The organism is Bacillus cereus group sp. MG16 (genome assembly GCF_040459875.1).
Classification (GTDB): domain Bacteria; phylum Bacillota; class Bacilli; order Bacillales; family Bacillaceae_G; genus Bacillus_A; species Bacillus_A paranthracis.
Window position 1 is genome coordinate 858,932 of record NZ_JARVHE010000001.1, and the last position, 25,209, is coordinate 884,140.

Genomic DNA, 25,209 nt, shown 5'->3' on the forward strand with positions numbered 1-25,209 from the left:
GTGTTAAAGTGTGAATTATTATAAAAGAAAATGAATATTTATTCTTTAGGGGGATGCAAAATGGAGAAGAAAAAAGTTGTATTAGCATATTCTGGAGGCCTTGATACTTCCGTTGCAATTAAATGGTTACAAGAGAAGAATTATGATATTATCGCGCTTTGTTTAGACTTAGGGGAAGGTAAAGACTTAGCATTTGTAAAAGAAAAGGCACTTTCAGTAGGTGCAATTAAATCATATATGATTGATGTTCAAGAAGAATTTGCAAATGAATATGCATTGATGGCGATGCAAGCGCACACGTTATACGAAGGGAAATACCCTCTCGTTTCAGCATTATCACGTCCGCTTATCGCGAAGAAATTAGTAGAGATTGCAGAACAAGAAGGAGCGACTGCAGTGGCACACGGATGTACAGGGAAAGGGAATGATCAAGTTCGTTTTGAAGTTTCTATTCAAGCGTTAAATCCTTACTTAGAAGTAATTGCACCTGTACGTGAATGGAAATGGTCACGTGAAGAAGAAATTGCCTATGCAAAAGAAAACGACGTACCGATTCCAATTAATTTAGATAGCCCGTTTTCAATCGATCAAAATTTATGGGGACGCAGCAATGAATGTGGCATTTTAGAAGATCCATGGGCAGCGCCGCCAGAAGATGCATATGAGATGACATTGGCATTAGAAGATACACCGAATAAACCAGAATTTTTAGAAATTGGCTTTGAAGCAGGCGTACCGACGACTTTAAATGGCACTGCATACCCACTTTCAGAACTTATTAAAACGTTAAATGCACTTGCTGGAAAACATGGCGTTGGACGTATCGATCACGTAGAAAATCGTCTTGTCGGTATTAAATCGCGTGAAGTATATGAATGCCCAGCAGCGATGACTTTAATTACGGCGCACAAGGAACTGGAAGATTTAACACTCGTAAAAGAAGTAGCGCATTTTAAACCGATGATTGAGCAAAAAATAACAGAACTTATTTATAACGGTTTATGGTTCTCGCCTTTAAAACAAGCGCTGAATGCTTTCTTACAAGAAACGCAAAAGAATGTAACAGGCATGGTGCGTGTGAAATTATTTAAAGGCCATGCGATTGTAGAAGGACGTAAATCTGAATACTCTTTATATGATGAAAAACTAGCCACATATACTGCTCAGGATGAATTTAATCATGATGCAGCAGTTGGATTCATTTCATTATTCGGGTTACCGACGAAAGTATACAGCCAAGTGAATCAAAAGAAGGTGGAAGCGTGAGCAAACTTTGGGGCGGACGTTTTACAGAAGAAGCGGAAGCATGGGTTGAAGAGTTCGGAGCATCCATCTCCTTCGATCAACAATTAGTAAATCAAGATATAAACGGAAGTATTGCACACGTAACGATGCTAGCAAAGCAAGGCATCGTTACGAAAGAAGAAGCAGAGAAAATAAAGATAGGTCTTCAATATTTATTAGAAGAAGCGAAACAAAATAAATTGCATTTTTCCGTTGAAGCGGAAGACATTCATTTAAATATCGAAAAGATGTTAATTGAAAAAATCGGTGAAGTAGGCGGGAAACTTCATACTGGCCGAAGTCGTAACGATCAAGTAGCGACAGATATGCACTTATATTTAAAAGAAAAAGTAGAGCATATTATGAAAGCTACAAAACAATTGCAGACGGTTCTTGTTCATCAAGCAGAAAATAATATTGAAACGATTATGCCTGGCTATACGCACTTACAGCGTGCCCAGCCAATTTCATTTGCGCATCATATTCTCGCTTATTTTTGGATGTTAGAGCGCGATGTGAATCGTTATGAAGATTCGTTAAAGCGTATTAACATTTCACCATTAGGAGCAGGAGCGTTAGCTGGGACAACATTCCCGATTGACCGAGAATATAGTGCGGAGCTTCTTGGATTTAATGGAATCTATGAAAATAGTTTAGATGCAGTAAGCGATCGCGATTTCATATTGGAGTTCCTCAGTAACTCATCTATGCTTATGATGCACTTATCACGCTTTTGCGAAGAACTTATTTTATGGAGTAGCCAAGAGTTTCAATTTATTGAAATGAGCGATCAATACGCAACGGGAAGCAGCATTATGCCGCAAAAGAAAAATCCAGATATGGCGGAACTAATCCGTGGTAAAACAGGCAGAGTATACGGTAATTTATTTAGTTTACTTACAGTAATGAAAGGATTACCGCTCGCTTACAATAAAGACTTGCAAGAAGATAAAGAAGGAATGTTTGATACAGTAAAAACAGTAGAAGGATGCCTTCATATTATGGCAGGCATGTTAGAGACAATGACTGTAAACAAAGAAAAAATGGGGCAAGCTGTAACGCAAGATTTCTCTAACGCAACAGAAATTGCTGACTACTTAGCAAACAAAGGACTACCATTCCGTCAAGCTCATGAAATTGTTGGAAAGCTAGTGCTGCACTGCACACAAAAAGGAATTTATTTAGTAGATGTACCACTTGAAACGTATAAAGAAATGAGTGCGCTATTTGAAGAAGATTTGTATGAAGTGCTGTCACCATATGCAGCTGTAAAGCGTCGTAACAGTGCAGGCGGGACTGGTTTTGAGCAAATTGAAAAAGCTTTGGAGAAGGCGAAGGGATTAACGAAAGAAGTTATTAAGAATTGAGTTGAAAAGTACGCCAGTCTGTTAAAGTCTGGCGTACTTTCTTTTTTACTAGTATTTAAGTTATGATATAGTAAAAAATAACAATTTAGGGGAAGTCTATGAAAAAAATAATATTTATCGTTTTACTGTTAATTAGCTTAAGTGCAAATGTTAAAGTGTTTCTCCTAGACAAATATATCTTTGTTGGTGAACAAGTAAAGCGAGAGGAAGCGATTCTTGCAACGATGTGGCACTTGCAAGAAAAAGGATATAAAGAAAGTGATATTTCGTACATAAAACCGGCCTTTTATAGTAAAATTGGTTCTTACGGTATGAATGTACAGTTTAAAGATGAACCAAACGAATCATATACATATAGAGTTTTGAAAGATGCGAAAACCAATAAAGTAACTGTACACCAAGATAGCAATGAGCCAGGTGGTATGGGCGGGAAGCATCAAGAGCTTAAATAAAGAAAGAAAAACGACTGATGGCATTCGCCTGCAGTCGTTTTCTTTTAATCATACTTATGTCGATCTTCCGTAATTCGAATATACTCAATATCCATTAAATCTCGCAGTAATGCACCATTACTTAGCTCAATTCCATGTGTTTCTCTAAAATGTGCGCGAATTGTATCTAACATTTCGATTTCTTTCCCATTCACATCTAAAATAATACGTTCAGAATCATCCATGTGGCACCCTCCTTTTTTAAACATATATATTTTGTCCGTTTATTTCTAAAAAATGTATGTTAACCTAATGTTAGGAAATAAGAAAGGGATGGAAAATGAGACGTATTTATTTTATAGGGTTAATTTTGTATACGCTAATTGTATTGCACGTTGCATTCCCAAGTATCTTTTCATTTGAGGATGTAGAAACAGTACATATCGGGATATTTATCTTTATTCTATTTGTAGTAGACTGCTGTATTTCGATATGGCTTTCGAAAAGAAAACATGTACAAGATAAAAAAGAAATGGAACGAAAAAAGAGAAAACGTTCATTTTGGATAACGACGTATTGTTTTTCTTTAGTGATTGCCGCTGCTTGTTTTAGTGAACATATTCCATTAGAAAGAGTAAATATTGGATTTGGAGCGTTCGTATTTGCATACTATTTTTTCATGCATTTTCTTCCTTATATGAAAGAAAAGCGAGGAGAAGAGGAAAATCCGCTTGTAGAAGAAGCGAGAGAACAAGAGCATAAGAGAATAGAAGAAGATATACAGAAACTTGGGGAACAAAAATGGTATTTGAAATCAAAAATCATATATGTTCTTTGCTTTATTACGCCGCCAATTGGTTATTTGTATGTTTTATGCCTTCGTAAAAAAATGACAGAAGATGCAAGGCAATCTTATTTAACAGTAGCTACGATTATGATGGCATTGTGGTCTTTGAAGTTTCTTCCGCCTTATGTGTTGGCGATCGTTATTGTTGTTGTGGTTTGTTTTGTGTTTATAGTAAAGTATGTGAAATAAGTTGTAGTTATATAGACTACAGCTATATAATTATAATCGCAATAGTTTTATATAATGATATTAAAAAGGAGATGCGGTATGAGTTTAATTAAATTAGTAACTAAAGCAGCCGCTAAAGTTACAGCCGAAGTAGTGGGCGGTGCGATAGAAGCAGTAGGAGAAGTTACGAACAGTAATTTCATAAAGGATGTTGGAAAAGGTGTTAATAAAGCTACTGTGAAAACTGGGGAAATCGTTGGGAATCTTGCTGATGGGACGTATGATGCTATAGGTGGTCTTATTACAGATGATAAACAGCAAGCGAAGCGAGGATACGAAGAAATACTTGGAACAGTTCAAGATACAGCAACGACAATTGGAAAAGGGATTGTACATGTTTCGGAAAAGGGAGTTGAAACTGTACAAGCAATAAGAGAAGGAGATACTGATAAAGCAATAGAAGCAGGGAAAGAATTAGCTAAAGTTGCAGCTGTAGGCGTCTTCTCAGTTGGAGTTATTGATATAGTTGATGGTGTGGATGGAATCGCCGACGGAGTAGAAGGTGATAGTGTAGCACAAGCATCAGTATCAGTTCCAGAAGTAATGGATGCAGAATATACAGCGGAGGAAAACCCGAATACGCATCATGCAACACCCCATGAAAGAGTTTTACCTGACGGGAGAACAATATGGGTAGATGGTGATGGCGATACGAGTGTACATACACAAGGTGGCTGGGAGCAGCATAATCCAGATTACAGAATTCCAAAAGTATAAATGAAAATAGGGTAAATAAGAGAAGCCTCTTATTTACCCTATTTATTTTTATAAATTAAAGCTCACCTTGCTCCTCATCACCACGAACAACAAGGACATCGCATTTCGCATAGCGAATAATATGTTCAGAGACGCTACCAATTAGGAAACGCTCAACAGCATTTAAACCAGTTGCACCACACATAATTAAATCTACTTTATGATTTGGAGCGATTTCTTTTGAAATTTTTGATTTAGGATTACCAAATTCTAATACAGTTTCAATTTTTTCAAGGCCAGCTTCAAGCGCAGTTTTTTTGTAGTCTTCTAATAAGTCTTCTGCAAATAGATTTGCACGTTCAGCAATTGCACGGCTATAAGCTTCTACTGCTGAGTATGCTTTTACATCAACGATATGAGCAATAGTTAATGTTGCATTGTTGCGTTTTGCGACTTGAATTGCTTTTTTAAAGGCTTTTTCTGCTTCTTTAGAACCATCCACCGCGATTAAAATATTTGTATATGTATTATTCATAGTAAATTCCTCCCAATCATTTTTATTACCGTTTACAACTTTATTATAAAACAAATTTTGGTAATATGCTTGTCGGAAACGTTACAGAATTTCGAAAACTCTGTTTTGATTCATTTTAGTTGTAATTGGTGCGAGAACTTGTTACATATGAACTATAGCAATTTAAAAGGGGGCCGTTTTGTGAGACACGCGCTCATTACAGCCGGTACGAAAGGTTTAGGAAAGCAAGTAACAGAGAAGTTATTGGCTAAAGGATATTCAGTAACAGTAACGTATCATAGCGATATCACGGCTATGAAAAAGATGAAAGAAACATATAAAAATATGGAAGAGCGTCTACAATTCGTGCAAGCGGATGTCACGAAAAAGGAAGATTTACATAAAATAGTAGAAGAAGCGATAAGCCGTTTTGGCAAAATTGATTTCTTAATTAATAATGCTGGTCCATATGTATTTGAACGAAAAAAGTTAGTCGATTATGAAGAAGATGAATGGAATGAAATGATTCAGGGTAATTTAACAGCGGTATTTCATTTGTTGAAACTTGTCGTTCCGATTATGAGAAAACAGAAATTTGGCCGTATTATTAATTACGGATTCCAAGGGGCAGATAGTGCACCGGGATGGATTTATCGTTCAGCTTTTGCAGCAGCGAAAGTAGGACTTGTTTCATTAACGAAAACTGTTGCTTACGAAGAAGCAGAATATGGAATTACTGCAAATATGGTATGTCCTGGTGATATTATTGGTGAAATGAAAGAAGCGACAATTCAAGAAGCGCGTCAGTTGAAAGAACGTAACACACCAATTGGTAGATCTGGAACAGGCGAAGATATCGCAAGAACGATTTCGTTTTTATGTGAGGAAGATTCCGATATGATTACCGGTACAATTATTGAAGTAACTGGTGCAGTAGATGTTATTCATAGACATCGATAGAGAAAAATAAAGAGAAGTTTCGAATAATTGGACAGTTTATCCTTTATGCAAAGAGGTGCGGATAATACTGCCCTTTAATATAAAATTAAATCTATCGGAAAACTTGTATTATTTTTTGTCAAATATTGAGATATTATGTTAAAATATAAGAGCGTAGAAAGCGCTTTAAAAAATGATTCAGGGGTCATTTCATAACTCAAGGGGGAACTAATAATGCGTATCGGTATTCCAACAGAAATTAAAAACAATGAAAACCGCGTGGCAATGACGCCAGCGGGAGCAGTACATTTAGTACAAAATGGTCATGAAGTTTTTGTTCAAAAAGGAGCAGGTTTAGGATCTGGCTTTACGGATGAAGAATACGTACAAGCTGGTGCGAAACTTGTTGAAACTGCTGAAGAAGCATGGAATCAAGATATGGTTATGAAGGTAAAAGAGCCAGTAGCAAGTGAATACGGCTATTTCAGCGAAGGTTTAATTTTATTCACATACTTACACTTAGCTCCAGAACCAGAATTAACAAAAGCATTAATCGAAAAGAAAGTTGTTTCTATTGCATATGAAACAGTACAATTAGAAAACCGTTCTCTACCATTACTTGCACCTATGAGTGAAGTAGCAGGTCGTATGTCTGCACAAATCGGTGCACAATTCCTTGAGAAAAACAAGGGTGGTAAAGGTATTTTACTTGCAGGCGTTCCAGGGGTAAAACGCGGCAAAGTAACAATTATCGGTGGTGGTCAAGCTGGTACAAACGCAGCGAAGATTGCAGTAGGTTTAGGTGCAGATGTAACAATCATCGACTTAAGTGCAGAACGTCTTCGTCAACTAGATGACATTTTCGGTAACCAAGTAAAAACGTTAATGTCTAATCCATACAACATTGCAGAAGCTGTAAAAGAATCTGATCTTGTTATTGGTGCAGTATTAATTCCAGGTGCAAAAGCGCCAAAACTTGTAACAGAAGAAATGATTCAATCAATGGAACCAGGTTCTGTCGTTGTAGATATCGCGATTGACCAAGGTGGTATTTTCGAAACAACTGACCGTATTACAACTCATGACAACCCAACTTACGAAAAACATGGCGTTGTTCATTATGCAGTTGCTAATATGCCAGGTGCGGTTCCACGTACATCAACTCTTGCATTAACAAATGTAACAGTACCATATGCAGTACAAATTGCGAACAAAGGCTACAAAGATGCTTGCTTAGGCAACACTGCATTACTAAAAGGTATTAACACATTAGATGGATATGTAACATTCGAAGCAGTTGCAGAAGCGCATGGCTTACAATACGCTGATGCGAAAGAGCTTCTTGAAAAAGCTCCTGCTTTATCATAATAGAAATACATGTAAGCCCCTCCTTTTGTAAGGAGGGGCTTTTGTTTAGATTAATTGTCTAGTTTCTTTACAATTTTCAATCCGAACATCATTGTAAAGAAAAGAATGCCGAATAAGTAATACAAGGCATACTCAACTCGTATCATCGAATTTTTGTCAGTGATATATAAAATAAATAGTATCGCAGAGCCGACTAAATGAGAGAGACCGAAAATTTGTGCCATAAGCTTTAAACTCATCTTCTCGATTCTTTCATCCATCTCAGGTAATGGATATTTCTCGGAAACGCTCTTTTTTTTCTTAAAGAATATTTTTTTCACTACTAATAGTATTAAATCTAAGAGTATGTATACACCAACGAATAGAAGGACAGAACTAATCTTTTCTTCGTCGTTACTATTGAAATAAAGTAATGATGATCCTAACAATAAAATAGTAAGATGTGAAATGAACTTTTGATTAGAAGTATTTTTCATTCTTTTTCCTCCCCAGTTTTATCTAATTGAAATAAATCTTCTACTTTACAGTTGAAAAACTCACATAATTTCAATGCTAATTCTAAACTTGGGTTGTATTTGTTTTTTTCGATAGCGATGAGGGATTGTCTAGTGATTTGAACAGAGGAAGCTAATTGTTCTTGGGTGATGTCTCTAACGACGCGGAATTGTTTTACCTTATTTTTAATCAAATATACAAAGTCTCCTTTTTGTAAATTTGTTACATTTGTTATATCCATTTTTAGGGAATAAGTAAATAAAACTTTACAAAAAGTAAATAAAACTTTACGTAAAATATAGCTTGTTACAATGTTGTTTTTTGTGATAATTTGGAATTAAATGAAAAATAAAAGTCAAAAGAGGGGATTGGGTGGGGAGCAAAAAGAGGAAGAAAAAGCAAGCGAAGAGACAAAAGTATATAAAGAAAAAACAGGAACAGAACATACCTTTTTCAAAAAAAGTAGTCCTTATGATAGAAAAAACATTTCGATATATTTGTATGGCCCTGTATGTAATTTTGTGTCTTTATTCAGCTAGGCTGTTTTACAGTTTTGGGATAACCCCCAATATTATTGAGAGTGTTTTTGGATATATCCTTGTCGTAATAGAGTTAGTCTTATTCTTTATATTATTTAATAAAGTATGGCCTAGTCATGAAGGTAAGAAAGATAGGCAAAGAAAAATGAGCAAAAAATCTTCATACGCTTCAAGCTCATCAAGTGGATTCGGTGATTACAGTAGCAATGATTGTAGCAGCTCAAGTGATGGTGGAGGAGATTGCGGAGGTAGTGGAGACTAAGTTGTTTTTTCAGAAGAACGACTAATGAAAGGATGAGACGAAAGATGGAAACTGTGAACTTAATAGAATTAACAAAGGACATTCAAGATCAACATAAAAACTTCGTCGTTTCAAATGTAAATAGTCATTGTTTACGAATCGCTGTATTTACTGGTGAATATGATTGGCACTATCATTCTAATTCAGATGAATTATTTATTGTGCTAGAGGGAGAGTTACTTATTGATTTTGAAGATGGAGAAACAGCGGTATTAAAGCCAAATGATTCTATTTTAATTCCAGCATGTACGATTCATAGAACGAGAGCATTAAAGAGAACGGTAAATCTTTGTTTTGAACATATAGAGGCGGATACGATTAAAGTGGAGCAATTATGAAAAAATTATCTGTAGCTGAGTATAGAAAAATCCTTCCGATTTTAGAAAGCCATACAAAGACGACGACGTTTGCTTATGCGGTATGTGATCAAGTGATAGATGGTGATGTTTTTGTAAACGAGAAGTTAACAGCAGGACTAATTCGTACAGCGAAGGGCATTTATTATTTATTTGGTCATACTGATGATCAAAATTACAACGAAGATTTATTTTCTTTTATAAAAAAGGCTATTGAAAAAACAGAGAAAAGATTTACATTGTTCTCTTCGAGTGACGAGTGGGAAATGATGATTGAAGAGCGTTTTAGTCATGTACTTCGGAACATCCCGCGAATGAAATTTCAAAGCGTAATCTTTGAAGAGAGAAAACGAGATTGTAACAAAAATACATATGAAGTGAAGCGTATTGATAGAAGAGATATAGAACGAAGCAATGAATTTACAGAGGTGTATTATAAAGAATATTGGGGAGCAACTGAAGCATTTTTAAATAATGGCTTTGGGTTTTGTATAGAACAAGATGGGATAATTGTATCTGAATGTGTTTCGATATTTAGCGGGAATGGATTTGCTGAAATTGATATTGTGACGCATAAAGCATATCAAGGGAAAGGATTAGCTCAAGCTGTTGCAGCAAGGTTTATTGAATATTGCATGCAAAATGATATTACACCGTGCTGGGATTGTTATGTAGACAATACTTCTTCGCGAAATTTAGCTAGCAAATTAAGTTTTCATAATCCAATAGAATATAGATTATTTGTACGGAAGAAAACGGGGGAATAAAAATGAATGTGGAATTAACGAGATTTAAAGTGATAAAGTGAAACAAGGTAAAAGTCATCGTGTCGATGAATGGATGCAGCTTCTTAATGACAATATGAAAGAAGTACTTTTGACATTAAACGACGAAAAGATGTACGTTGAGACAATTTTCCGGGAAATAAGAGATGGAGAAGAGCACTTATATTGGTATTCTGTGCAAGGAGAAGGCGGGGCTCTTGTCGAAAATTCTCATCATGAAATTGATAAAAAGCATTTGGAATTTTGGTATGAATGTATCGATGAGGAAGTCCCCTCTGTTGATATGAAAACAGAAGTCGTTATGATTCAAGATGTTGTGAAGGATGCGATGAAATAATAGATTGGTATTTTATAACCGTAACATGGTCATCTTTTTGGTTGGAATATATATTATTGGAGATGCTGTAGGATGAGAATTAGTAATAAATATATCACTCTTGATGAAATAGAAATAATAAGAGAACCTTTAAATAAATTGCATGAATATCATAATAATAAATCAAAACATTTTTCTGGTGACTATCCAAGAATGACATTTGAGGAACGTATTGAAAATTATAAACAAAATTTAAAGTACGGAGAATATAGAATTGAATTATTAGTTGAGGCAGAAACAAATAATATATTAGGATTTTGTATAGCGTATAGCAAAAGTATAAGCGGAAAGATTGAAGTTTTATTCGTTGATGAAAAATACCGAAGAAACGGATTTGGTTTGAAATTAATGAATAGTGCAGTGGAATGGTTTAAAGCGAAGAAGATAGATGAAATTGAATTAACAGTAGTGTACGGAAATGAAGCTGTATCGTTTTATGAAAAGCTGGGGTTTTATCCTCGTTCAATTATTATGGCAACTAAGTCATAACGATAGTATGGAGAGATGAGTGAGAGTTTTTGTTTCAAAAAAATAATTTATATGTTAATAAAGTATATATGAAGAGCGCATCAAAATAGATGTGCTTTTTATTATGAAAAAAATTTTTTAGAAAAGCTGTATACATTTTACGCTCTCAAACGTTGAGTATGTAGAAAGGAGAGCTAGATGAGCCATGATACATTTGAATCGTTATTAATAGAGAAGTCAAAAGCTGTGTTTGGATACTTAATTAAGATTGGAGCAAATAGAAAAGAAGCAGAAGATATTGTACAAGATACGTTGTATAAAGCTTTATTGCTTATGGAGGAAATACCGTTAGAACATTTAACACCGTGGCTCTTTAGAGTTGCGATCAATCAGCACCGAGATTTACAAAATCCCATTGCGATTGAATCTGTCGTTCTTATTGGTCAAAAGTCATTAGATGAAGTGCTTTTAACAAGTGAACTACAAGGCGAGGTACAAGAAATATTGGAGACGATGACGGAGGAATATCGCCATATTTTACTGTTGAAATATGAATATGAACTATCTTATAAGGAAATTGCCATTTTATTAAATATGAAAGAAGAAACAGTGAAAACAAGTTTGTACCGTGCAAGGAATCAATTTAAAAAATTGTATAGGAGGAGAAATGATGAGTCGGAAGGACTTTGATTTGAATATGGATGATAAACAGATGAAAGCTTTGATGAAGAGAGCGAAGAGGAAGCAGTTTTGGAGAAATTGGCTTATTTCTATTTGTGCGTGCATTATTGTTATAGTAACTTTGTTTTTGGGTGCATCTTACTTCTCACAGCAAACGTTTAGAAAAATGGAAAGAGAAATGAATGCACTACATATGGTTCAAGGGCCTAATATACGTTTCAGCGGAAGCATGTATTTAAGTCTTGGTATGACAGGAAGTACAGTAATATATAACTCTTATAAAAATATAGCTGGTCAACCAGTGAAATGGATAAATGATATATACGAATCTGGTATATGGGATTATAGTATGAAGCACTACAATGGTGAGCTTGTTAGTTTGGATGAGGAAAAAAGAGGTGAAGAGGCTGTTATGATACCAGATTATAATGTGCAGACAATGCAAAGGGAAATGAGGTTTTATTTACCTTTCGTTACTTATAAAAATTATGTGAATGACCTGAAAAATATTGGCGATTTGCAAAATAAAGTTGCAGAAGTAGCCTTATCTTTTGATAAATCGTATACAGCTGAACAAATTACTGAAATGCTTCCGAAAAGTGTACAGCCAGTTTGGTTTTGGGTAGATACATATAATGAAAAGAAAAGTGATTCTTATGTAGGGTTAAAAGATCCTAAAAATGGCGCGATATTAAATGCGGAAATGGCTAAAAATGTTTTTGGATTTGAAGGAAGTTATGCAAAAGTAAAAGAAGATGTGAAAAACGATTTAACAATAAACTCAAAAGAGTTTCTATACCAAATGAAGTATTTAGCAAAAAATAGTGAAGGTATACCAAGTGATTATTTTGAACAATATTATAAAGAAATAAAAAACACCAAACCAAAAGACCTACCAATATACGGTGTAGTCGTAACAGGCAAAACAGAGGATTTACAAAGTTTACAAGGAGCACCATATATTAAGGCTGCTGTTAGAGGTGTAACAGTTGAGAAATATTAATTACAGTCTATTAATGTGAATAATCAGAAAAATTTATGTTATACTATGTGAAAAGGAGGTTTATATGAGGCAAATACATGGAGCAATTTATATTTACATAACAATGTTTTTCGTGGCAATATCTTATGGATTAGGGCACGTGTATTCGCATCCTATACTAACTTTTTTAAGCGGAGCATGTATGGCGTTTGCGCTTCTTGTCCACCTTTTCTCAGTTTGGATCGTGAAATTTCAATTAAATATTAGTGAAATAGAAGAAGGCACTTTTTAAGTGGCCTTCTTTTTTTAATAATATTTTGGAAGCTCTTGTAGCAATTTTTCAATTTCATATTCAGTTTCTTTACATATAGACAGTGTACGTAGTCTGAAAAATAAGCTACGTAAGAAAGATTTTATATTTCCGTATAGAAATTCGTATGATTCAATATGTAGCGTGGATTTTTTTACTTGTAATTGAGCGACTAAATCATGAAGGGCTAATATGAGTACTTCTTCCTTTAGGCCATTTTGCAGCATTGCGACAATCGGATAAACGATACGTTCATCTTCTTCATATTTGTAATAGATGGAATGAACACAAACTTTGTTTAATAAAGTTTGTAATATTTCTTCGTAATATAAAGTTTCCAGTTTAGGACTATTCACAAGCGCCTCAAATGTATCGGAAGCATGAGCGATACTATGTGCCCAGCCGTGGTCTTGCACATATCCGCGGAAATCATGCTCGTTGTTCATATATAGAATTAATTGATCTTTTACAGTTAAAATATCATTCTGTGATAAGAAATTATGATTTGTATCAGCGTCAATAATGAGCGCAATTAATAATGTTGTAAATGCTCGGGTAAATACCGCATCTTCGTCATCTGAATGAATTTTATACAATAGATATTTTTCACCGATGCTTTCTAATAGTAGTTTCTGTAATTGCGTGTGTGAAAGGTATTCCTTTTTAATGAGATGATAAAAAGTAGAGTAAATAAGTTTATCCCTTAAATAGCTATCAGTAACACCGATGTGCTCAAGCATATTAGAACTTAAAGAATCAATGTTAATTTTGTTATCCAGTATGTAATTATTATTGCGAATTTCTTCTAACTGTTGTTGTAACATATAAACCTCCTATTTTAGAAAATTCTGTATTTTAATAGTATAATAAGAGGACGAAATAGACAATAAATAAGTGCATTTGAATGGAGGGGCATGATGAAGAGAGCATTATTCTTTTTCATTAGTATTTTCTTTTTAGGAAGTTGTTCAATTTCATATGTTACTTTTTCTAGCGAGAGCAAGAGTTGGAAGGGACAATATAAAGGCCATATTAAGGATGACAGTGAAGATGGAATGTTTACGTTTCAATATAAGGGTGGAGATGGGAATACAGAATTTAAGAATTTAGAGATTGCTATTAATGGAGCCTTTAGCACAATGACACAAACGTCAGAAAATCATAAAGGAGCAAAGGTTGAAATGAAGTCTTCTTGTGTAAGTTGCGCGCCTTTATCTAAAGATGAACCGATAGAGATTGTGATTAAATGGGATGATAAGTATGAAGAGAAGTATGAAGAGAAGATGGTGTTAAAGCGGAAATAGTGTAGGATAAGGAGTTAAGAATGAATAGGCATGTGAAGATTTCTATGTATATATTTTTTAGTGTATTTCTACTCATATTATCAGCGTGTACTACAAAACAAGTAGAGGTAAAAAAAGTACCTGAAGAAGGGTATATCATAGTAAGAAATGATGTGGTATTTTTTGTCGGTGATAAAACGTTTCATACAAAAGTAGATTTGCAACATTATATGGAACAACAAATGAATAAAGAACATCCAGCAGATATAGTGTTGAGTTTTAAGGATAAAGACGCATATAATCAATTGAACACAGGGGATAAAATAAAAGTATGGTCTTCTCAAACGCTTGAGAGTTATCCAGCGAAAATGATAGTAGAGAAATTTGAAATAGTAGAGAAACAAAAAGGCAGCAATTAAGCTGCCTTTTTATTATTTCACAAATTGTAATTCTTTCGGGAATTTCGTTAAAATTTCTGATCCGTCTTTTGTGATGTAAATATCATCTTCAATACGAACGCCACCTACGTTTGGTACGTAAATACCTGGCTCGATTGTGAAGACCATACCTTCTTTTAATGGAGATTCGTTGCCAGCTTTTACATCTGGATATTCATGTACGCTAATTCCAAGTCCGTGACCAAGACGGTGCGGGAAGAAGTCGCCGTAACCTGCATCTGCGATAACAGAACGAGCAGCGTTGTCGATTGCGCCAAGTGTAACACCTGGTTTACATGCTTCAACTGCTTGTAGTTGTCCAGCAAGTACAGTGTTGTAAATACGAGTTTGTTCTTCAGAAATCTCGCCGAATGCTACTGTACGTGTAATGTCAGAGCAATAGCCATCAATGATTACGCCTAAATCAAATAGTACGAAATCGCCGCGTTTCATTTTGTTTGCACCTGGAATACCGTGTGGAAGAGCAGAGTTTGCACCAGCTAATACCATCGTATCAAATGACATTTTATGTATGCCTTTTGTTTTTAATTCGTGTTCAATAATTGCTAATACTTCTAGTTCGCTACGATCTTCTTTAATTGCATTTACACCAACTTCAACAGCATAGTCTGCCATTTTAGCTGCTTCGCGTAAAATAGAAAGTTCTTTTTCATCTTTAATTAAACGAAGTTCACGAACTTTTTCCTCAGCTGATTTGAAAGCTGCATTTGGGAATAGTTTTGTTAGTTCTTCGTAGCGTTCTACGTTTAAATGTTCTTTTTCAATTGCAACTGCGTTTGCATTGATGCCGCGGTCTTTAATTGCTTTTGCAATCATATCCCATGGTCTGTCAGTATCAGTAAATCCGATAATTTCATGTGCCCAGCCAGCGTTACGTGCTTGGCCTTCTTCCATTTTAGGGCAAATTAAAATAGGTTCTTTTTCTTGGAATACAAACATACCAAGAAGTCTTTCGTGTGGTTCACAGTGGAAGTTTGTCATGTAGAAGACGTTCGGTGTAGAAGTTAAGAACGCAGCTTCAACGTTTTTTTCTTTTAGCCATTGCATTAAATTTTCTAATCTAGCATTCATCGATTGGCACCCCCGAGATATTTAATTACAAATATAACTTTAACTCGGAAGAAAGCGTTATGACAAGTAAATCGATGTTAGAAAAGACAGGGAATTGAAAAATCATGTAGAATAAAAAGTGAGAATGTAATAAGGGGAGGAATGTAATAATGAAAGTATCTTATCACGGGCATTCAGTTGTAAAGATTGAAACGAATGGAAAAGTAATTTTAATTGATCCGTTTTTAACAGGAAATCCAAAAACAGATTTAAAGGCTGAAGATGTAAAAGTAGATGCGATTCTTTTATCACACGGTCATGGTGATCATGTTGGAGATACAGTAGAACTTGCGAAGAAAAATAATGCAGTTGTAGTGGCACCATTTGAACTAGCGACATTTTTAAGTTGGCAAGGTGTAAAAACACATCCGATGCATATTGGTGGTTCACATGAATTTGACTTCGGAAAAGTGAAGTTTACACAAGCATTCCACGGCTCTAGTTATATTGATGAAGAAAATAAGACGATTACATATACAGGTATGCCAGCGGGTATTTTATTTACAGCAGAAGAGAAGACTTTGTACCATGCAGGGGATACTGCTCTATTCTCTGATATGAAATTAATTGGGGAATTAAATAACATTGATGTAGCATTTTTACCAATTGGTGATAATTTCACGATGGGACCAGAAGATGCTGTTTTAGCAGCAAAATGGGTTCAGGCGAAAACTGTTGTACCGATGCATTACAATACGTTCCCGGTTATTGAACAAGATCCATATCAATTTGTAGAAAAGCTACAAAATTGTACAGGGAAAGTATTAGAAGCTGGAGAAAGTATTACACTATAAAAAAGAAACCCTTCATTTGAAAAGACAAGTGAAGGGTTTTTTATGTGTGTAGGACAGCTTGTAAAGGTTGTAATTGTTTTGATGATTCTTTTCTTTTTGGAAGTGGCTGTTCAGGTGTTTCATTCAATTCCATTGCAACTTTTTTTCCGTCTACGAAAGCTAAAAATACAGCACCTACAACTTCTAATAATTTTTTCATCATGTATCCGCTCCTTTGTTTCATTTCTTGTCTTCATTGTATATGGAAGCGGCTGGACAAACTATCGAACGAGATGACAATACCATTACATTGTTGTAATGGAAGAAGTGGTGTAATGTAAGGCGTATTTTGTTATAAAAAAAATAGTACAGATATATAAAGAGAGAGTGTAACAGTTTTGAAAATATAGTATACTGAAAATACAACACATGAAGAATTTAGGGAAAAGAAAGTATGGTGAAACCATTTGGCTACCAAGCATAACCAAATTTTAGAACATATTAATAGCCTGCCAGTAGGGCATAAAATTTCTGTAAGGCAAATTGCAAAAGATTTGAGTGTAAGTGAAGGTACAGCTTATCGTGCAATTAAAGATGCAGAAAATAAAGGGTATGTTAGTACGATTGAACGTGTCGGAACAATTCGAATTGAACAAAAGAAGAAAGAAAATATTGAAAAGCTGACATATGCAGAAGTCGTTAACATTGTCGATGGTCAAGTACTTGGAGGCAGAGAAGGACTACATAAAACATTAAATAAATTCGTAATCGGGGCAATGAAATTAGAAGCGATGATGCGCTATACAGAAGCTGGAAACTTACTTATTGTCGGTAATCGTACGAACGCACATCAATTAGCGTTAGAAACTGGAGCTGCGGTGTTAATTACGGGCGGATTTGATACGGAAGATCATGTGAAGAAATTAGCAGATGAATTAAAACTGCCGATTATTTCAAGTAGTTACGATACATTTACAGTGGCAACGTTAATTAACCGTGCGATTTACGATCAGCTGATTAAGAAAGAAATTGTACTCGTTGAAGATATTTTAACACCTATTGAAGAAACGTTATATTTAAAACCAAATGATACAGTGCAGCAATGGCATGCATATAACGAAGAGACGATGCACGGAAGATATCCGATTGTTGATGAAAATAAAAAGGTGTTAGGTATTGTAACTTCAAAAGATATGATCGGTGTAGCGAAAGAAACACCAATTGATAAAGTGATGACAAAGCATCCGATTACGGTAAATGGAAAAATGTCTGTCGCAGCTGCGGCGCGTATGATGGTGTGGGAAGGTATTGAGTTACTTCCAGTTGTTGATGAAGGAAATAAGTTGCAAGGTATTATTAGCCGTCAAGATGTACTTCAGGCGTTGCAAATGATTCAGCGTCAACCGCAAGTTGGTGAAACAATCGATGATATTGTAACGAATCAATTTATGACGCCGAAAGAAGCGAAAAATGAGCATCTATATCAATTTTCAGTGACACCGCAAATGACGAATTCAATCGGAACGCTATCTTACGGTGTATTCGCAACGATTGTGACAGAAGCAACGAATCGCGTTATTCGTGCGCAAAAGAAGAGCGATTTAATTGTTGAGAACTTAACAATTTATTTCGTAAAACCAGTTCAAATTGACAATGTTGTATCCGTTCATCCGAAAGTATTAGAAATTGGACGTAAATTTGGTAAGGTTGATGTAGAAGTGCATCATGAAGGTAACGTTGTTGGGAAAGCATTACTTATGGTGCAGTTAATTGATAAATAAAAAGATGGAGCAGACCGCTTTGGTTTGTTCCATTTTTTTTTAGAACGCTACATTAGAGGGTTTTAAAATTTAGTTATCGAATGTATTATATTTTGAATTGCAAAAGAAAAAGGTAAATTACGTTCTGTTTCATATTTATAAATAGAAGCGTGCAATCATTTGAAGATGCTTGAACAATAATTGTGGAGGTGTCGAATGGGAGTAATAATTCTCTTTTTAGGGGTAGTATTTGCAATAACTTTTCATGTGTTAACACATCGAAGAATGGATATAAAGAAAAAGAAATTGTATGTAGTAAGTTTGATTTTCGCTATTGTTTGTTCCTTTATCTCTACAGCTGGAGAAAATAAGGGCGATTTTCTATACTTTGGTGTACCAGCTGAAACATTTGTTTATTATGGCGGATGGGAATTTTCGTTTCATCCATTAGGTTTTTTCCTTAATTTTATTTTGTTTTATTGGATTTTGAAGCTATTACTTAAGTTCGGTCAGAGTTTTGGGAGAGAAGTAAAAAAATAGCAGGATATGTATCGGTACGGAGAGACAATTGTTTAACAAAAAAACAGAATATTAATTCATTTGAATTTTAGACTATGTTATAATTTAATTGTAAGAAAATGGATTCCTGAAAGGTGGTATGCATGATGTCATCAACAGTACTCTTTTTTGGTAGTATCGCACTATTTTACTTCCTTGTGATGATACCGATTCAATATTTATACTTACAAGGTTTACATGAAAAAAAGAAAAAAACAGGATTATCTCAGCGAGAACTATACGAAAAAATGTCTTTTGGAGAAGAACAATTACATCTTCATGTGCAAGGCAACCCATTTAATATACCATCTGCGTTTGTCGCATATATGATTTTGAAAGTTAGAGGACGTAAAAAAGCATCACAATGTTGATGCTTTTTTACGTTGCTTCATAGCCTTCTGCTTCTTTAACTGCTAATGGTAAGAAATGTTTATATTGGCGAAATCCATTAAATACACTTGCACTACCAAATAGAACAAATAAGACACCAACGATAATACGAGCGGTTGAAAGTTCTAAAAAGAATTGATTTATCCCGAAGAATAAGACGAATGAACCGAGTGCCATTGCGGATTTTCCTGAGAGCCAACCTTTCTCCATTGGGCGGTTTGTACGAAAGTATTTTGTTTTGTAGAAGAGGTACAACATAAATGAGACGATAATACAGAAGACTAATACTGGCATAATACACACTCCCATCGTTTTGTGAAAAATAATAGTGGAGAAAAAAGAAATATCTAAACTTTCTAATTTTTATTATAAAGCAATTGTTCGCATGTATGAAATACTTTCCGTTATAATGGAGGATAAAGTGAGACTTTCATTAGTGTGGGGATGTTTCCGCGCTAATGATTAGCCCACATTCATTGGGCTTTTACTGCACGTTAAAGTGAAGAAGTTGAATAAAAAGGAGATTATACATATGCATGAGCAAATTTTAGGAGCAATTAAAGAGTTTGATACGATTATTATTCATCGTCACGTACGTCCAGATCCAGATGCACTAGGTTCACAGGGCGGTCTTAGTACAATTCTACAAGAATCGTTTCCAGAGAAAAATATTTATACGGTTGGGTACAATGAACCATCATTAGCATATTTACGAGTAATGGATGATATTGAAGATAGTGTATACGAAAATGCGCTCGTTATCGTTTGTGATACAGCGAACCAAGAACGTGTTGACGATCAACGCTATACAAAAGGGAAGATGTTAATCAAAATTGATCATCATCCAAATGAAGATCCATACGGAGACATTACGTGGGTAGATACGACAGCAAGTTCTACAAGTGAAATGATTTATGAGTTTTATAATTATGGAAAAGATAAAGGGTTACAAATAACGAAAGAAGCAGCTCGTCTTATTTTAGCGGGTATTGTTGGGGATACAGGTCGTTTCTTATTCCCGAATACAACAGCGAAAACACTTCGTTATGTGAGTGAGCTTGTTGATATGGATGTGAAATTTACAGATTTATACAACGAAATGTATAAGACGAAAGAAAAGATTGCTCGTTTAAACGGCTATATTTTACAAAACTTTACGATGGTAGAAGAAGGAGCAGCTTACATTAAATTAACGAAAGAAGTATTAGAAAAGTTTGATGTACTTCCTTCTGAGGCATCAGGCGTTGTTGGAGCACTTGGTAATATTGATGGATTAAAGGCGTGGGTTCTATTTTTAGAGGAAGACGATGTGATTCGTGTTCGCCTTCGTTCAAAAGGACCAGTTATAAATAAATTAGCAATGCAATATAACGGCGGAGGACATCCGATGGCTTCTGGTGCAAAAGCATCTTCTTGGGAAGAAGCGGATCGTCTATTTGCTGATTTACGTGAGATTTGTAAATAAAAAATTATATGTTAGAACGAAAAGAAGGAGTGGCGCTAAAGCCCTCCTTCTTTATTTTTCTTTCTCTATCGTAATGCTAATTTCAAGCACTGTATCAAAAGATATCGTATCGACTTTGAAACGGTATAGCCGATCGTAATGTTTGTACGTCTTGTTTTCGATTACCTTTTTGAGTAGGTCTTTATTTTTTGCGATACTTTGTATGTTTTTCGTTAAAAGATGCTGGAGGTCATTGTGGATAGAAGTAGTCATGTTTTCAATTGTAAGGTTGTCTAAATCGTATTTTTCTCGATTTATAAGTTTTATTTTAATCTCTTGAATGGTTAAGAGCCGTTTATTTTCAGTATTTAATTTTTCTTGATCTTCGAGAAGGACGTGGAGCTTTGCTTCTTGTTTTTCTATAATTTCTCTTTGTTCTGCTATTTTACTAGCTTGTTCTTCTTGAAAAACACCGTATATGTACAAAAAAATAAACCAGCTCAACACGCCTCCAACAGCAGCGCCAGCTAAAACTAAATACCATCTTTTTGCTGTATTGGCACTTGGTACTCTCATACATGTTCCTGCGTTAGCCATTTAATAATAATAAGACCAGTTTGCATACCACCTGTTGCGAAAAAAATAAGGAGAATTTGTTTTACGATATCTTTCATATCCCCGCCAAAGAAACTTCTTTCAAAGCTATAAAAAGTATCAAATGTTCCGCCAATCGCTGCAACGAGTGCCCAAATTCTTAAATTTTGGGCGAATTGATTAATGTAAGTTAGAGTTGGTTTTCCGATAAGAAATGCACCAAATCCACCAATTAATGAACCACCAAGTATAACCCCAAAGGCAATAAAATAACTAATAATAAGCAGAGAGAAAAAAGTGTGTTCTCTTACATCCATCGTCATTCCCCTTTCTTCTTCATATATATGGACAAAGTATAAGAAGTATGTTTTGATTTCCGCTTTCCTCTTCACCTATAATAAAAGTAGTCAAATAGGTAAAGAGAGGGTACAACAGTGAAGTTTGTGCATTTACAATGTCAAACCGTTTTTAGTTTATTAAAAAGTGCTTGTAAAATTGATGAACTTGTAGTTAGGGCGAAAGAGCTCGGTTATTCATCACTTGCTATTACGGATGAAAATGTTATGTATGGCGTTATTCCGTTTTATAAAGCATGTAAGAAACATGGTATACATCCTATTATCGGCGTAACAGCTTCTATTTTTAGTGAAGAAGAAGAAAAGTCTTATCCGCTTGTCTTACTTGCTGAAAATGAAATAGGTTATCAAAATTTATTAAAGATTTCTAGTAGCATTATGACGAAGTCAAAAGAAGGTATTCCTAAGAAATGGCTTGCACATTATGCGAAAGGATTAATTGCAATTTCACCAGGTAAAGATGGGGAAATTGAACAATTATTATTAGAAGACAAAGAGAGTCAAGCTGAAGAAGTAGCTCGCATGTATCGAAGTATGTTCGGTAATTTTTATATGAGTTTACAGCATCATGCGATTCAAGATGAACTGCTTCTGCAAGAGAAATTACCTGAATTTACGAGTAGGATAAATATTCCAGTCGTTGCAACAAACGATGTACGCTACATCAATCAAAGTGACGCACTTGTTCATGAATGCTTATTATCTGTTGAAAGTGGAACGAAAATGACGGATCCAGATAGGCCGAGGCTGAAAACAGATCAATATTATTTAAAATCATCAGATGAAATGGAAGCACTGTTTTCTCACGTAGAAGAAGCGATTTATAACACAGTAGAAATTGCAGAACGTTGCAGAGTAGAAATACCGTTTCATGTAAATCAATTACCGAAATTTCCTGTTCCAGCGAACGAGACGAATGATATGTATTTGCGCCGCGTTTGTGAAGAAGGGTTACAGAAACGTTATGGTACGCCGAAAGAAGTACATATAAACCGTTTGAATCATGAATTAAACGTGATTTCTAGTATGGGGTTTAGTGATTATTTCCTCATCGTATGGGATTTTATGAAGTATGCGCATGAAAATCATATTTTAACAGGACCAGGACGTGGATCGGCGGCTGGATCACTCGTTTCTTATGTATTAGAAATTACAGATATTGATCCAATTGAATACGATCTATTATTTGAAAGGTTTTTAAATCCCGAACGTGTGACACTTCCAGATATTGATATCGATTTTCCAGATATAAGACGTGATGAGATGATTCGATATGTGAAAGATAAATATGGTCAGCTTCGTGTTGCACAAATTGTAACGTTTGGGACGTTGGCAGCGAAAGCGGCAATTAGAGATATTGCGCGTGTAATGGGGCTTCCGCCGCGAGATATTGATATATTCTCAAAACTTATTCCATCAAAGCTTGGTATAACGTTAAAAGATGCATATGAGGAATCGCAATCACTCCGTGAGTTTATACAAGGGAATCTTTTGCATGAGCGTGTGTTTGAAATTGCAAAACGTGTAGAAGGCTTACCACGTCATACGTCTATTCATGCAGCTGGCGTTATTATGAGCCAAGAGCCATTAACCGGAAGTGTTGCAATTCAAGAAGGGCATAACGATGTGTATGTTACGCAATACCCAGCTGATGCATTAGAAGAACTTGGGTTGCTCAAGATGGACTTTTTAGGATTACGTAATTTAACGTTACTTGAAAATATTATAAAGTTTATCGTGCAAAAAACAGGAAAAGAAATCGATATAAGAAATTTACCACTTCAAGATGAAAAGACATTCCAATTGTTAGGTAGAGGGGATACAACAGGTGTATTCCAGCTTGAATCAGGTGGTATGCGAAATGTACTTCGCGGGTTAAAGCCGAATGAATTTGAAGATATTGTTGCTGTTAACTCGTTATATAGACCAGGACCGATGGAACAAATTCCAACCTTTATTGAATCAAAACACGGAAAAAGACAAATTGAATATTTACATCCGGACTTAAAGCCGATTTTAGAAAGAACATACGGTGTAATTGTATATCAAGAACAAATTATGCAAATCGCGTCGAAGTTGGCGGGCTTCTCGCTCGGGGAAGCAGATTTATTACGCCGTGCAGTGAGTAAAAAAAATCGTGATATTTTAGATCAGGAACGTAAGCATTTTGTGCAAGGGTGTTTACAAAATGGTTATGACGAGACATCTGCAGAGAAAATTTACGATTTAATTGTAAGATTTGCAAATTACGGCTTTAACCGAAGTCACGCTGTAGCCTACAGTATGATTGGATATCAGCTTGCTTACTTAAAAGCGAATTATACGCTGGAATTTATGACGGCACTATTATCGAGTGCAATTGGAAATGAAGATAAGATTGTGCAGTATATACGCGAAACGAAGCGAAAAGGTTTTCATGTTTTGCCGCCGTCTCTTCAGAGAAGTGGTTACAATTTCCAAATAGAAGGAAATGCAATACGTTACAGCTTACTTTCCATTCGAAACATCGGAATGGCTACAGTGACAGCATTAATCGAAGAACGAGAGAAAAAAATGTTTGAAGATTTATTTGAATTTTGTCTGCGCATGCCATCAAAGTTTGTAACAGAGCGAAATTTAGAGGCGTTCGTCTGGTCTGGGTGTTTTGACGATTTCGGTGTTTCGAGAACGAATTTATGGAAAAGTCTTAAAGGAGCGTTAGAGTATGCCAATCTTGCACGTGATTTAGGAGATGCTGTTCCAAAATCAAAATACGTACAAGGAGAAGAGCTCTCTTTTATTGAACAGTTAAATAAAGAGAAGGAAGTACTAGGTTTTTATTTATCAAGCTATCCGACAGCGCAGTATGTGAAGTTAGCGAAAGAATTAGAAATTCCATCTCTCGCTCAGGCGATGCGACATAAGAAAAAAGTACAAAGAGCTATCGTGTATATAACAAGCGTGAGAGTGATTCGTACGAAAAAGTTGCAAAAGATGGCATTTATTACATTTTGTGATCAAAATGATGAAATGGAAGCAGTTCTTTTCCCCGAGACGTATATACATTTCTCAGATAAGTTACAAGAAGGAGCAATTGTTTTAGTTGACGGCATGATTGAGCTTAGAAATCATAAGCTGCAATGGATTGTAAATGGACTATATCCGTTAGAAGAAATGGATGTGTATGAAGAAAAGAAAGATGCGTCTGTTTACGTGAAATTGCCGTCTCAATATGAGAAAAAGCTTTTAAATCAGGTTACTAAAATATTGTTTGACTATTCGGGTTTTGCGAAAGTACTAATTTATTATGAAAAGGAACATAAAATGGTACAATTATCACGAAGTTTATCGATTCATCCAAGTGAAGAATGTTTAGGAGCACTTCGTGAAATTGTCGGGGAAGAAAATGTGGTTGTGAAAATATAATGGACAATTTCCCTACACTTCGATTATTATAGTAGTAGTGTTCGTGGTCAGACCACTTGGAGAAATTGATATCAGCAAGAATAATTTGAGGAGAGTGGATAGTTTGTCAAC

At 35.2% G+C, this 25,209-nt stretch carries 32 protein-coding genes and 1 pseudogene; 23 read left to right on the top strand and 10 right to left on the bottom strand.

Annotated elements, in window-relative coordinates; genetic code table 11:
• The first annotated feature begins 60 nt into the window (after window positions 1-60).
• The 3 genes from QCI73_RS04450 (at window position 61) to QCI73_RS04460 (ending at window position 3,103) form a co-directional block, all read left to right on the top strand.
• On the top strand, window positions 61-1,266 hold the full coding sequence (locus QCI73_RS04450; RefSeq protein WP_353822568.1) for an argininosuccinate synthase: 1,206 nt from the start codon (window positions 61-63) through the stop codon (window positions 1,264-1,266).
• Entirely contained in the window at window positions 1,263-2,651 is a 1,389-nt protein-coding gene (argH, locus tag QCI73_RS04455) for an argininosuccinate lyase (protein ID WP_353822569.1), read from the top strand. The genes QCI73_RS04450 and argH overlap by 4 nt, the downstream gene beginning before the upstream one ends.
• A gap of 98 nt (window positions 2,652-2,749) precedes the next feature.
• Entirely contained in the window at window positions 2,750-3,103 is a 354-nt protein-coding gene (locus QCI73_RS04460; protein ID WP_061132057.1) for a DUF3139 domain-containing protein, read from the top strand.
• A 44-nt stretch (window positions 3,104-3,147) separates the two neighbouring features.
• Here QCI73_RS04460 and QCI73_RS04465 read toward each other — a convergent pair whose 3' ends face one another.
• Entirely contained in the window at window positions 3,148-3,327 is a 180-nt protein-coding gene (locus QCI73_RS04465; protein WP_000342755.1) for a hypothetical protein, read from the bottom strand.
• Window positions 3,328-3,422: 95 nt separating this feature from the next.
• On the opposite strand from QCI73_RS04465, the gene QCI73_RS04470 reads away from it, so the two are divergent.
• Window positions 3,423-4,118 carry a hypothetical protein gene (locus QCI73_RS04470; RefSeq protein ID WP_353822570.1) on the top strand — a complete coding sequence of 232 codons (696 nt, stop codon included), beginning with the start codon at window positions 3,423-3,425 and terminating at the stop codon, window positions 4,116-4,118.
• 78 nt (window positions 4,119-4,196) lie between these two features.
• Complete coding sequence (locus tag QCI73_RS04475) at window positions 4,197-4,874, top strand: hypothetical protein (protein WP_353822571.1); 678 nt, start codon at window positions 4,197-4,199, stop codon at window positions 4,872-4,874.
• A gap of 55 nt (window positions 4,875-4,929) precedes the next feature.
• On the opposite strand, the gene QCI73_RS04480 is transcribed toward QCI73_RS04475, so the two are convergent.
• Window positions 4,930-5,388 carry a universal stress protein gene (locus QCI73_RS04480; RefSeq protein WP_001066673.1) on the bottom strand — a complete coding sequence of 153 codons (459 nt, stop codon included), beginning with the start codon at window positions 5,386-5,388 and terminating at the stop codon, window positions 4,930-4,932.
• A gap of 147 nt (window positions 5,389-5,535) precedes the next feature.
• On the opposite strand from QCI73_RS04480, the gene QCI73_RS04485 reads away from it, so the two are divergent.
• Together QCI73_RS04485 and ald are read left to right on the top strand one after the other, a co-directional pair.
• Window positions 5,536-6,327 carry an SDR family oxidoreductase gene (locus QCI73_RS04485; RefSeq protein WP_002156665.1) on the top strand — a complete coding sequence of 264 codons (792 nt, stop codon included), beginning with the start codon at window positions 5,536-5,538 and terminating at the stop codon, window positions 6,325-6,327.
• Between the two features lie 213 nt (window positions 6,328-6,540).
• Entirely contained in the window at window positions 6,541-7,674 is a 1,134-nt protein-coding gene (gene ald / locus QCI73_RS04490; protein WP_327922385.1) for an alanine dehydrogenase, read from the top strand.
• Window positions 7,675-7,724: 50 nt separating this feature from the next.
• On the opposite strand, the gene QCI73_RS04495 is transcribed toward ald, so the two are convergent.
• Window positions 7,725-8,150, bottom strand: coding sequence for a hypothetical protein (locus QCI73_RS04495; RefSeq protein ID WP_353822572.1), 426 nt, complete (start codon window positions 8,148-8,150; stop codon window positions 7,725-7,727).
• Entirely contained in the window at window positions 8,147-8,362 is a 216-nt protein-coding gene (locus QCI73_RS04500) for a helix-turn-helix transcriptional regulator (protein WP_000594567.1), read from the bottom strand. Before QCI73_RS04500 ends, QCI73_RS04495 begins: the two co-directional genes overlap by 4 nt.
• A gap of 179 nt (window positions 8,363-8,541) precedes the next feature.
• Between QCI73_RS04500 and QCI73_RS04505 the strand changes: the two genes are divergently transcribed.
• From QCI73_RS04505 to QCI73_RS04540, 8 genes and pseudogenes are all read left to right on the top strand, one after another.
• A complete protein-coding gene (locus QCI73_RS04505; RefSeq protein ID WP_353822573.1) occupies window positions 8,542-8,970 on the top strand; it encodes a hypothetical protein in 429 nt (142 codons plus the stop codon).
• 44 nt (window positions 8,971-9,014) lie between these two features.
• The gene (locus tag QCI73_RS04510) at window positions 9,015-9,347 is read left to right on the top strand and encodes a cupin domain-containing protein (protein ID WP_071678969.1); all 333 of its coding nucleotides are present in this window, start codon (window positions 9,015-9,017) and stop codon (window positions 9,345-9,347) included.
• A complete protein-coding gene (locus QCI73_RS04515) occupies window positions 9,344-10,132 on the top strand; it encodes a GNAT family N-acetyltransferase (protein ID WP_353822574.1) in 789 nt (262 codons plus the stop codon). The genes QCI73_RS04510 and QCI73_RS04515 overlap by 4 nt, the downstream gene beginning before the upstream one ends.
• Before the next feature lie 2 nt (window positions 10,133-10,134).
• A pseudogene (locus QCI73_RS04520) lies at window positions 10,135-10,487 on the top strand (DUF6176 family protein).
• A gap of 72 nt (window positions 10,488-10,559) precedes the next feature.
• Entirely contained in the window at window positions 10,560-11,015 is a 456-nt protein-coding gene (locus QCI73_RS04525; protein WP_098313456.1) for a GNAT family N-acetyltransferase, read from the top strand.
• 177 nt (window positions 11,016-11,192) lie between these two features.
• The gene (locus tag QCI73_RS04530; protein WP_353822575.1) at window positions 11,193-11,684 is read left to right on the top strand and encodes an RNA polymerase sigma factor; all 492 of its coding nucleotides are present in this window, start codon (window positions 11,193-11,195) and stop codon (window positions 11,682-11,684) included.
• Window positions 11,665-12,678 carry an anti sigma factor C-terminal domain-containing protein gene (locus QCI73_RS04535; protein ID WP_353822576.1) on the top strand — a complete coding sequence of 338 codons (1,014 nt, stop codon included), beginning with the start codon at window positions 11,665-11,667 and terminating at the stop codon, window positions 12,676-12,678. The genes QCI73_RS04530 and QCI73_RS04535 overlap by 20 nt, the downstream gene beginning before the upstream one ends.
• 64 nt (window positions 12,679-12,742) lie before the next feature.
• Window positions 12,743-12,949: a hypothetical protein gene (locus QCI73_RS04540; protein WP_001248905.1), complete on the top strand. Its 207-nt coding sequence runs from the start codon at window positions 12,743-12,745 to the stop codon at window positions 12,947-12,949.
• 14 nt (window positions 12,950-12,963) lie between these two features.
• Here QCI73_RS04540 and QCI73_RS04545 read toward each other — a convergent pair whose 3' ends face one another.
• The gene (locus QCI73_RS04545; RefSeq protein WP_071728151.1) at window positions 12,964-13,791 is read right to left on the bottom strand and encodes a DUF2785 domain-containing protein; all 828 of its coding nucleotides are present in this window, start codon (window positions 13,789-13,791) and stop codon (window positions 12,964-12,966) included.
• A 90-nt stretch (window positions 13,792-13,881) separates the two neighbouring features.
• On the opposite strand from QCI73_RS04545, the gene QCI73_RS04550 reads away from it, so the two are divergent.
• Together QCI73_RS04550 and QCI73_RS04555 are read left to right on the top strand one after the other, a co-directional pair.
• Window positions 13,882-14,271, top strand: coding sequence for a hypothetical protein (locus QCI73_RS04550; RefSeq protein WP_327922401.1), 390 nt, complete (start codon window positions 13,882-13,884; stop codon window positions 14,269-14,271).
• A 20-nt stretch (window positions 14,272-14,291) separates the two neighbouring features.
• A complete protein-coding gene (locus QCI73_RS04555; protein ID WP_098321425.1) occupies window positions 14,292-14,669 on the top strand; it encodes a DUF3221 domain-containing protein in 378 nt (125 codons plus the stop codon).
• 12 nt (window positions 14,670-14,681) lie between these two features.
• On the opposite strand, the gene pepQ is transcribed toward QCI73_RS04555, so the two are convergent.
• Complete coding sequence (gene pepQ / locus QCI73_RS04560) at window positions 14,682-15,779, bottom strand: Xaa-Pro dipeptidase (protein ID WP_000994026.1); 1,098 nt, start codon at window positions 15,777-15,779, stop codon at window positions 14,682-14,684.
• A gap of 149 nt (window positions 15,780-15,928) precedes the next feature.
• Between pepQ and QCI73_RS04565 the strand changes: the two genes are divergently transcribed.
• A complete protein-coding gene (locus QCI73_RS04565; RefSeq protein ID WP_000868938.1) occupies window positions 15,929-16,612 on the top strand; it encodes a metal-dependent hydrolase in 684 nt (227 codons plus the stop codon).
• A 40-nt stretch (window positions 16,613-16,652) separates the two neighbouring features.
• On the opposite strand, the gene QCI73_RS04570 is transcribed toward QCI73_RS04565, so the two are convergent.
• Window positions 16,653-16,814: a hypothetical protein gene (locus tag QCI73_RS04570; RefSeq protein ID WP_262724947.1), complete on the bottom strand. Its 162-nt coding sequence runs from the start codon at window positions 16,812-16,814 to the stop codon at window positions 16,653-16,655.
• Between the two features lie 244 nt (window positions 16,815-17,058).
• Here QCI73_RS04570 and QCI73_RS04575 point away from each other — a divergent pair, with 244 nt between their 5' ends.
• From QCI73_RS04575 to QCI73_RS04585, 3 genes are all read left to right on the top strand, one after another.
• Window positions 17,059-18,372, top strand: coding sequence for a CBS domain-containing protein (locus QCI73_RS04575; RefSeq protein WP_060632509.1), 1,314 nt, complete (start codon window positions 17,059-17,061; stop codon window positions 18,370-18,372).
• A 195-nt stretch (window positions 18,373-18,567) separates the two neighbouring features.
• Window positions 18,568-18,891 (top strand): hypothetical protein, encoded by a 324-nt coding sequence (locus QCI73_RS04580; protein WP_046198164.1) that lies wholly within the window; start codon window positions 18,568-18,570, stop codon window positions 18,889-18,891.
• 125 nt (window positions 18,892-19,016) lie between these two features.
• Window positions 19,017-19,280, top strand: coding sequence for a DUF3949 domain-containing protein (locus QCI73_RS04585; protein ID WP_000099739.1), 264 nt, complete (start codon window positions 19,017-19,019; stop codon window positions 19,278-19,280).
• Window positions 19,281-19,287: 7 nt separating this feature from the next.
• On the opposite strand, the gene QCI73_RS04590 is transcribed toward QCI73_RS04585, so the two are convergent.
• Entirely contained in the window at window positions 19,288-19,593 is a 306-nt protein-coding gene (locus QCI73_RS04590; RefSeq protein WP_001144775.1) for a YtpI family protein, read from the bottom strand.
• A gap of 238 nt (window positions 19,594-19,831) precedes the next feature.
• Between QCI73_RS04590 and QCI73_RS04595 the strand changes: the two genes are divergently transcribed.
• Window positions 19,832-20,764 carry a DHH family phosphoesterase gene (locus QCI73_RS04595; protein ID WP_000545149.1) on the top strand — a complete coding sequence of 311 codons (933 nt, stop codon included), beginning with the start codon at window positions 19,832-19,834 and terminating at the stop codon, window positions 20,762-20,764.
• Between the two features lie 51 nt (window positions 20,765-20,815).
• Here the strand turns inward: QCI73_RS04595 and ytrI are convergent, their stop codons facing one another.
• Both ytrI and QCI73_RS04605 read right to left on the bottom strand, forming a co-directional pair.
• Window positions 20,816-21,319, bottom strand: a complete 504-nt coding sequence (ytrI, locus tag QCI73_RS04600) for a sporulation membrane protein YtrI (RefSeq protein WP_001265735.1) — start codon at window positions 21,317-21,319, stop codon at window positions 20,816-20,818.
• Window positions 21,316-21,729 carry a YtrH family sporulation protein gene (locus QCI73_RS04605; protein WP_002003648.1) on the bottom strand — a complete coding sequence of 138 codons (414 nt, stop codon included), beginning with the start codon at window positions 21,727-21,729 and terminating at the stop codon, window positions 21,316-21,318. The genes ytrI and QCI73_RS04605 overlap by 4 nt, the downstream gene beginning before the upstream one ends.
• Window positions 21,730-21,771: 42 nt before the next feature.
• On the opposite strand from QCI73_RS04605, the gene dnaE reads away from it, so the two are divergent.
• Entirely contained in the window at window positions 21,772-25,098 is a 3,327-nt protein-coding gene (dnaE, locus tag QCI73_RS04610; RefSeq protein WP_353822577.1) for a DNA polymerase III subunit alpha, read from the top strand.
• Window positions 25,099-25,209 lie beyond the last annotated feature (111 nt).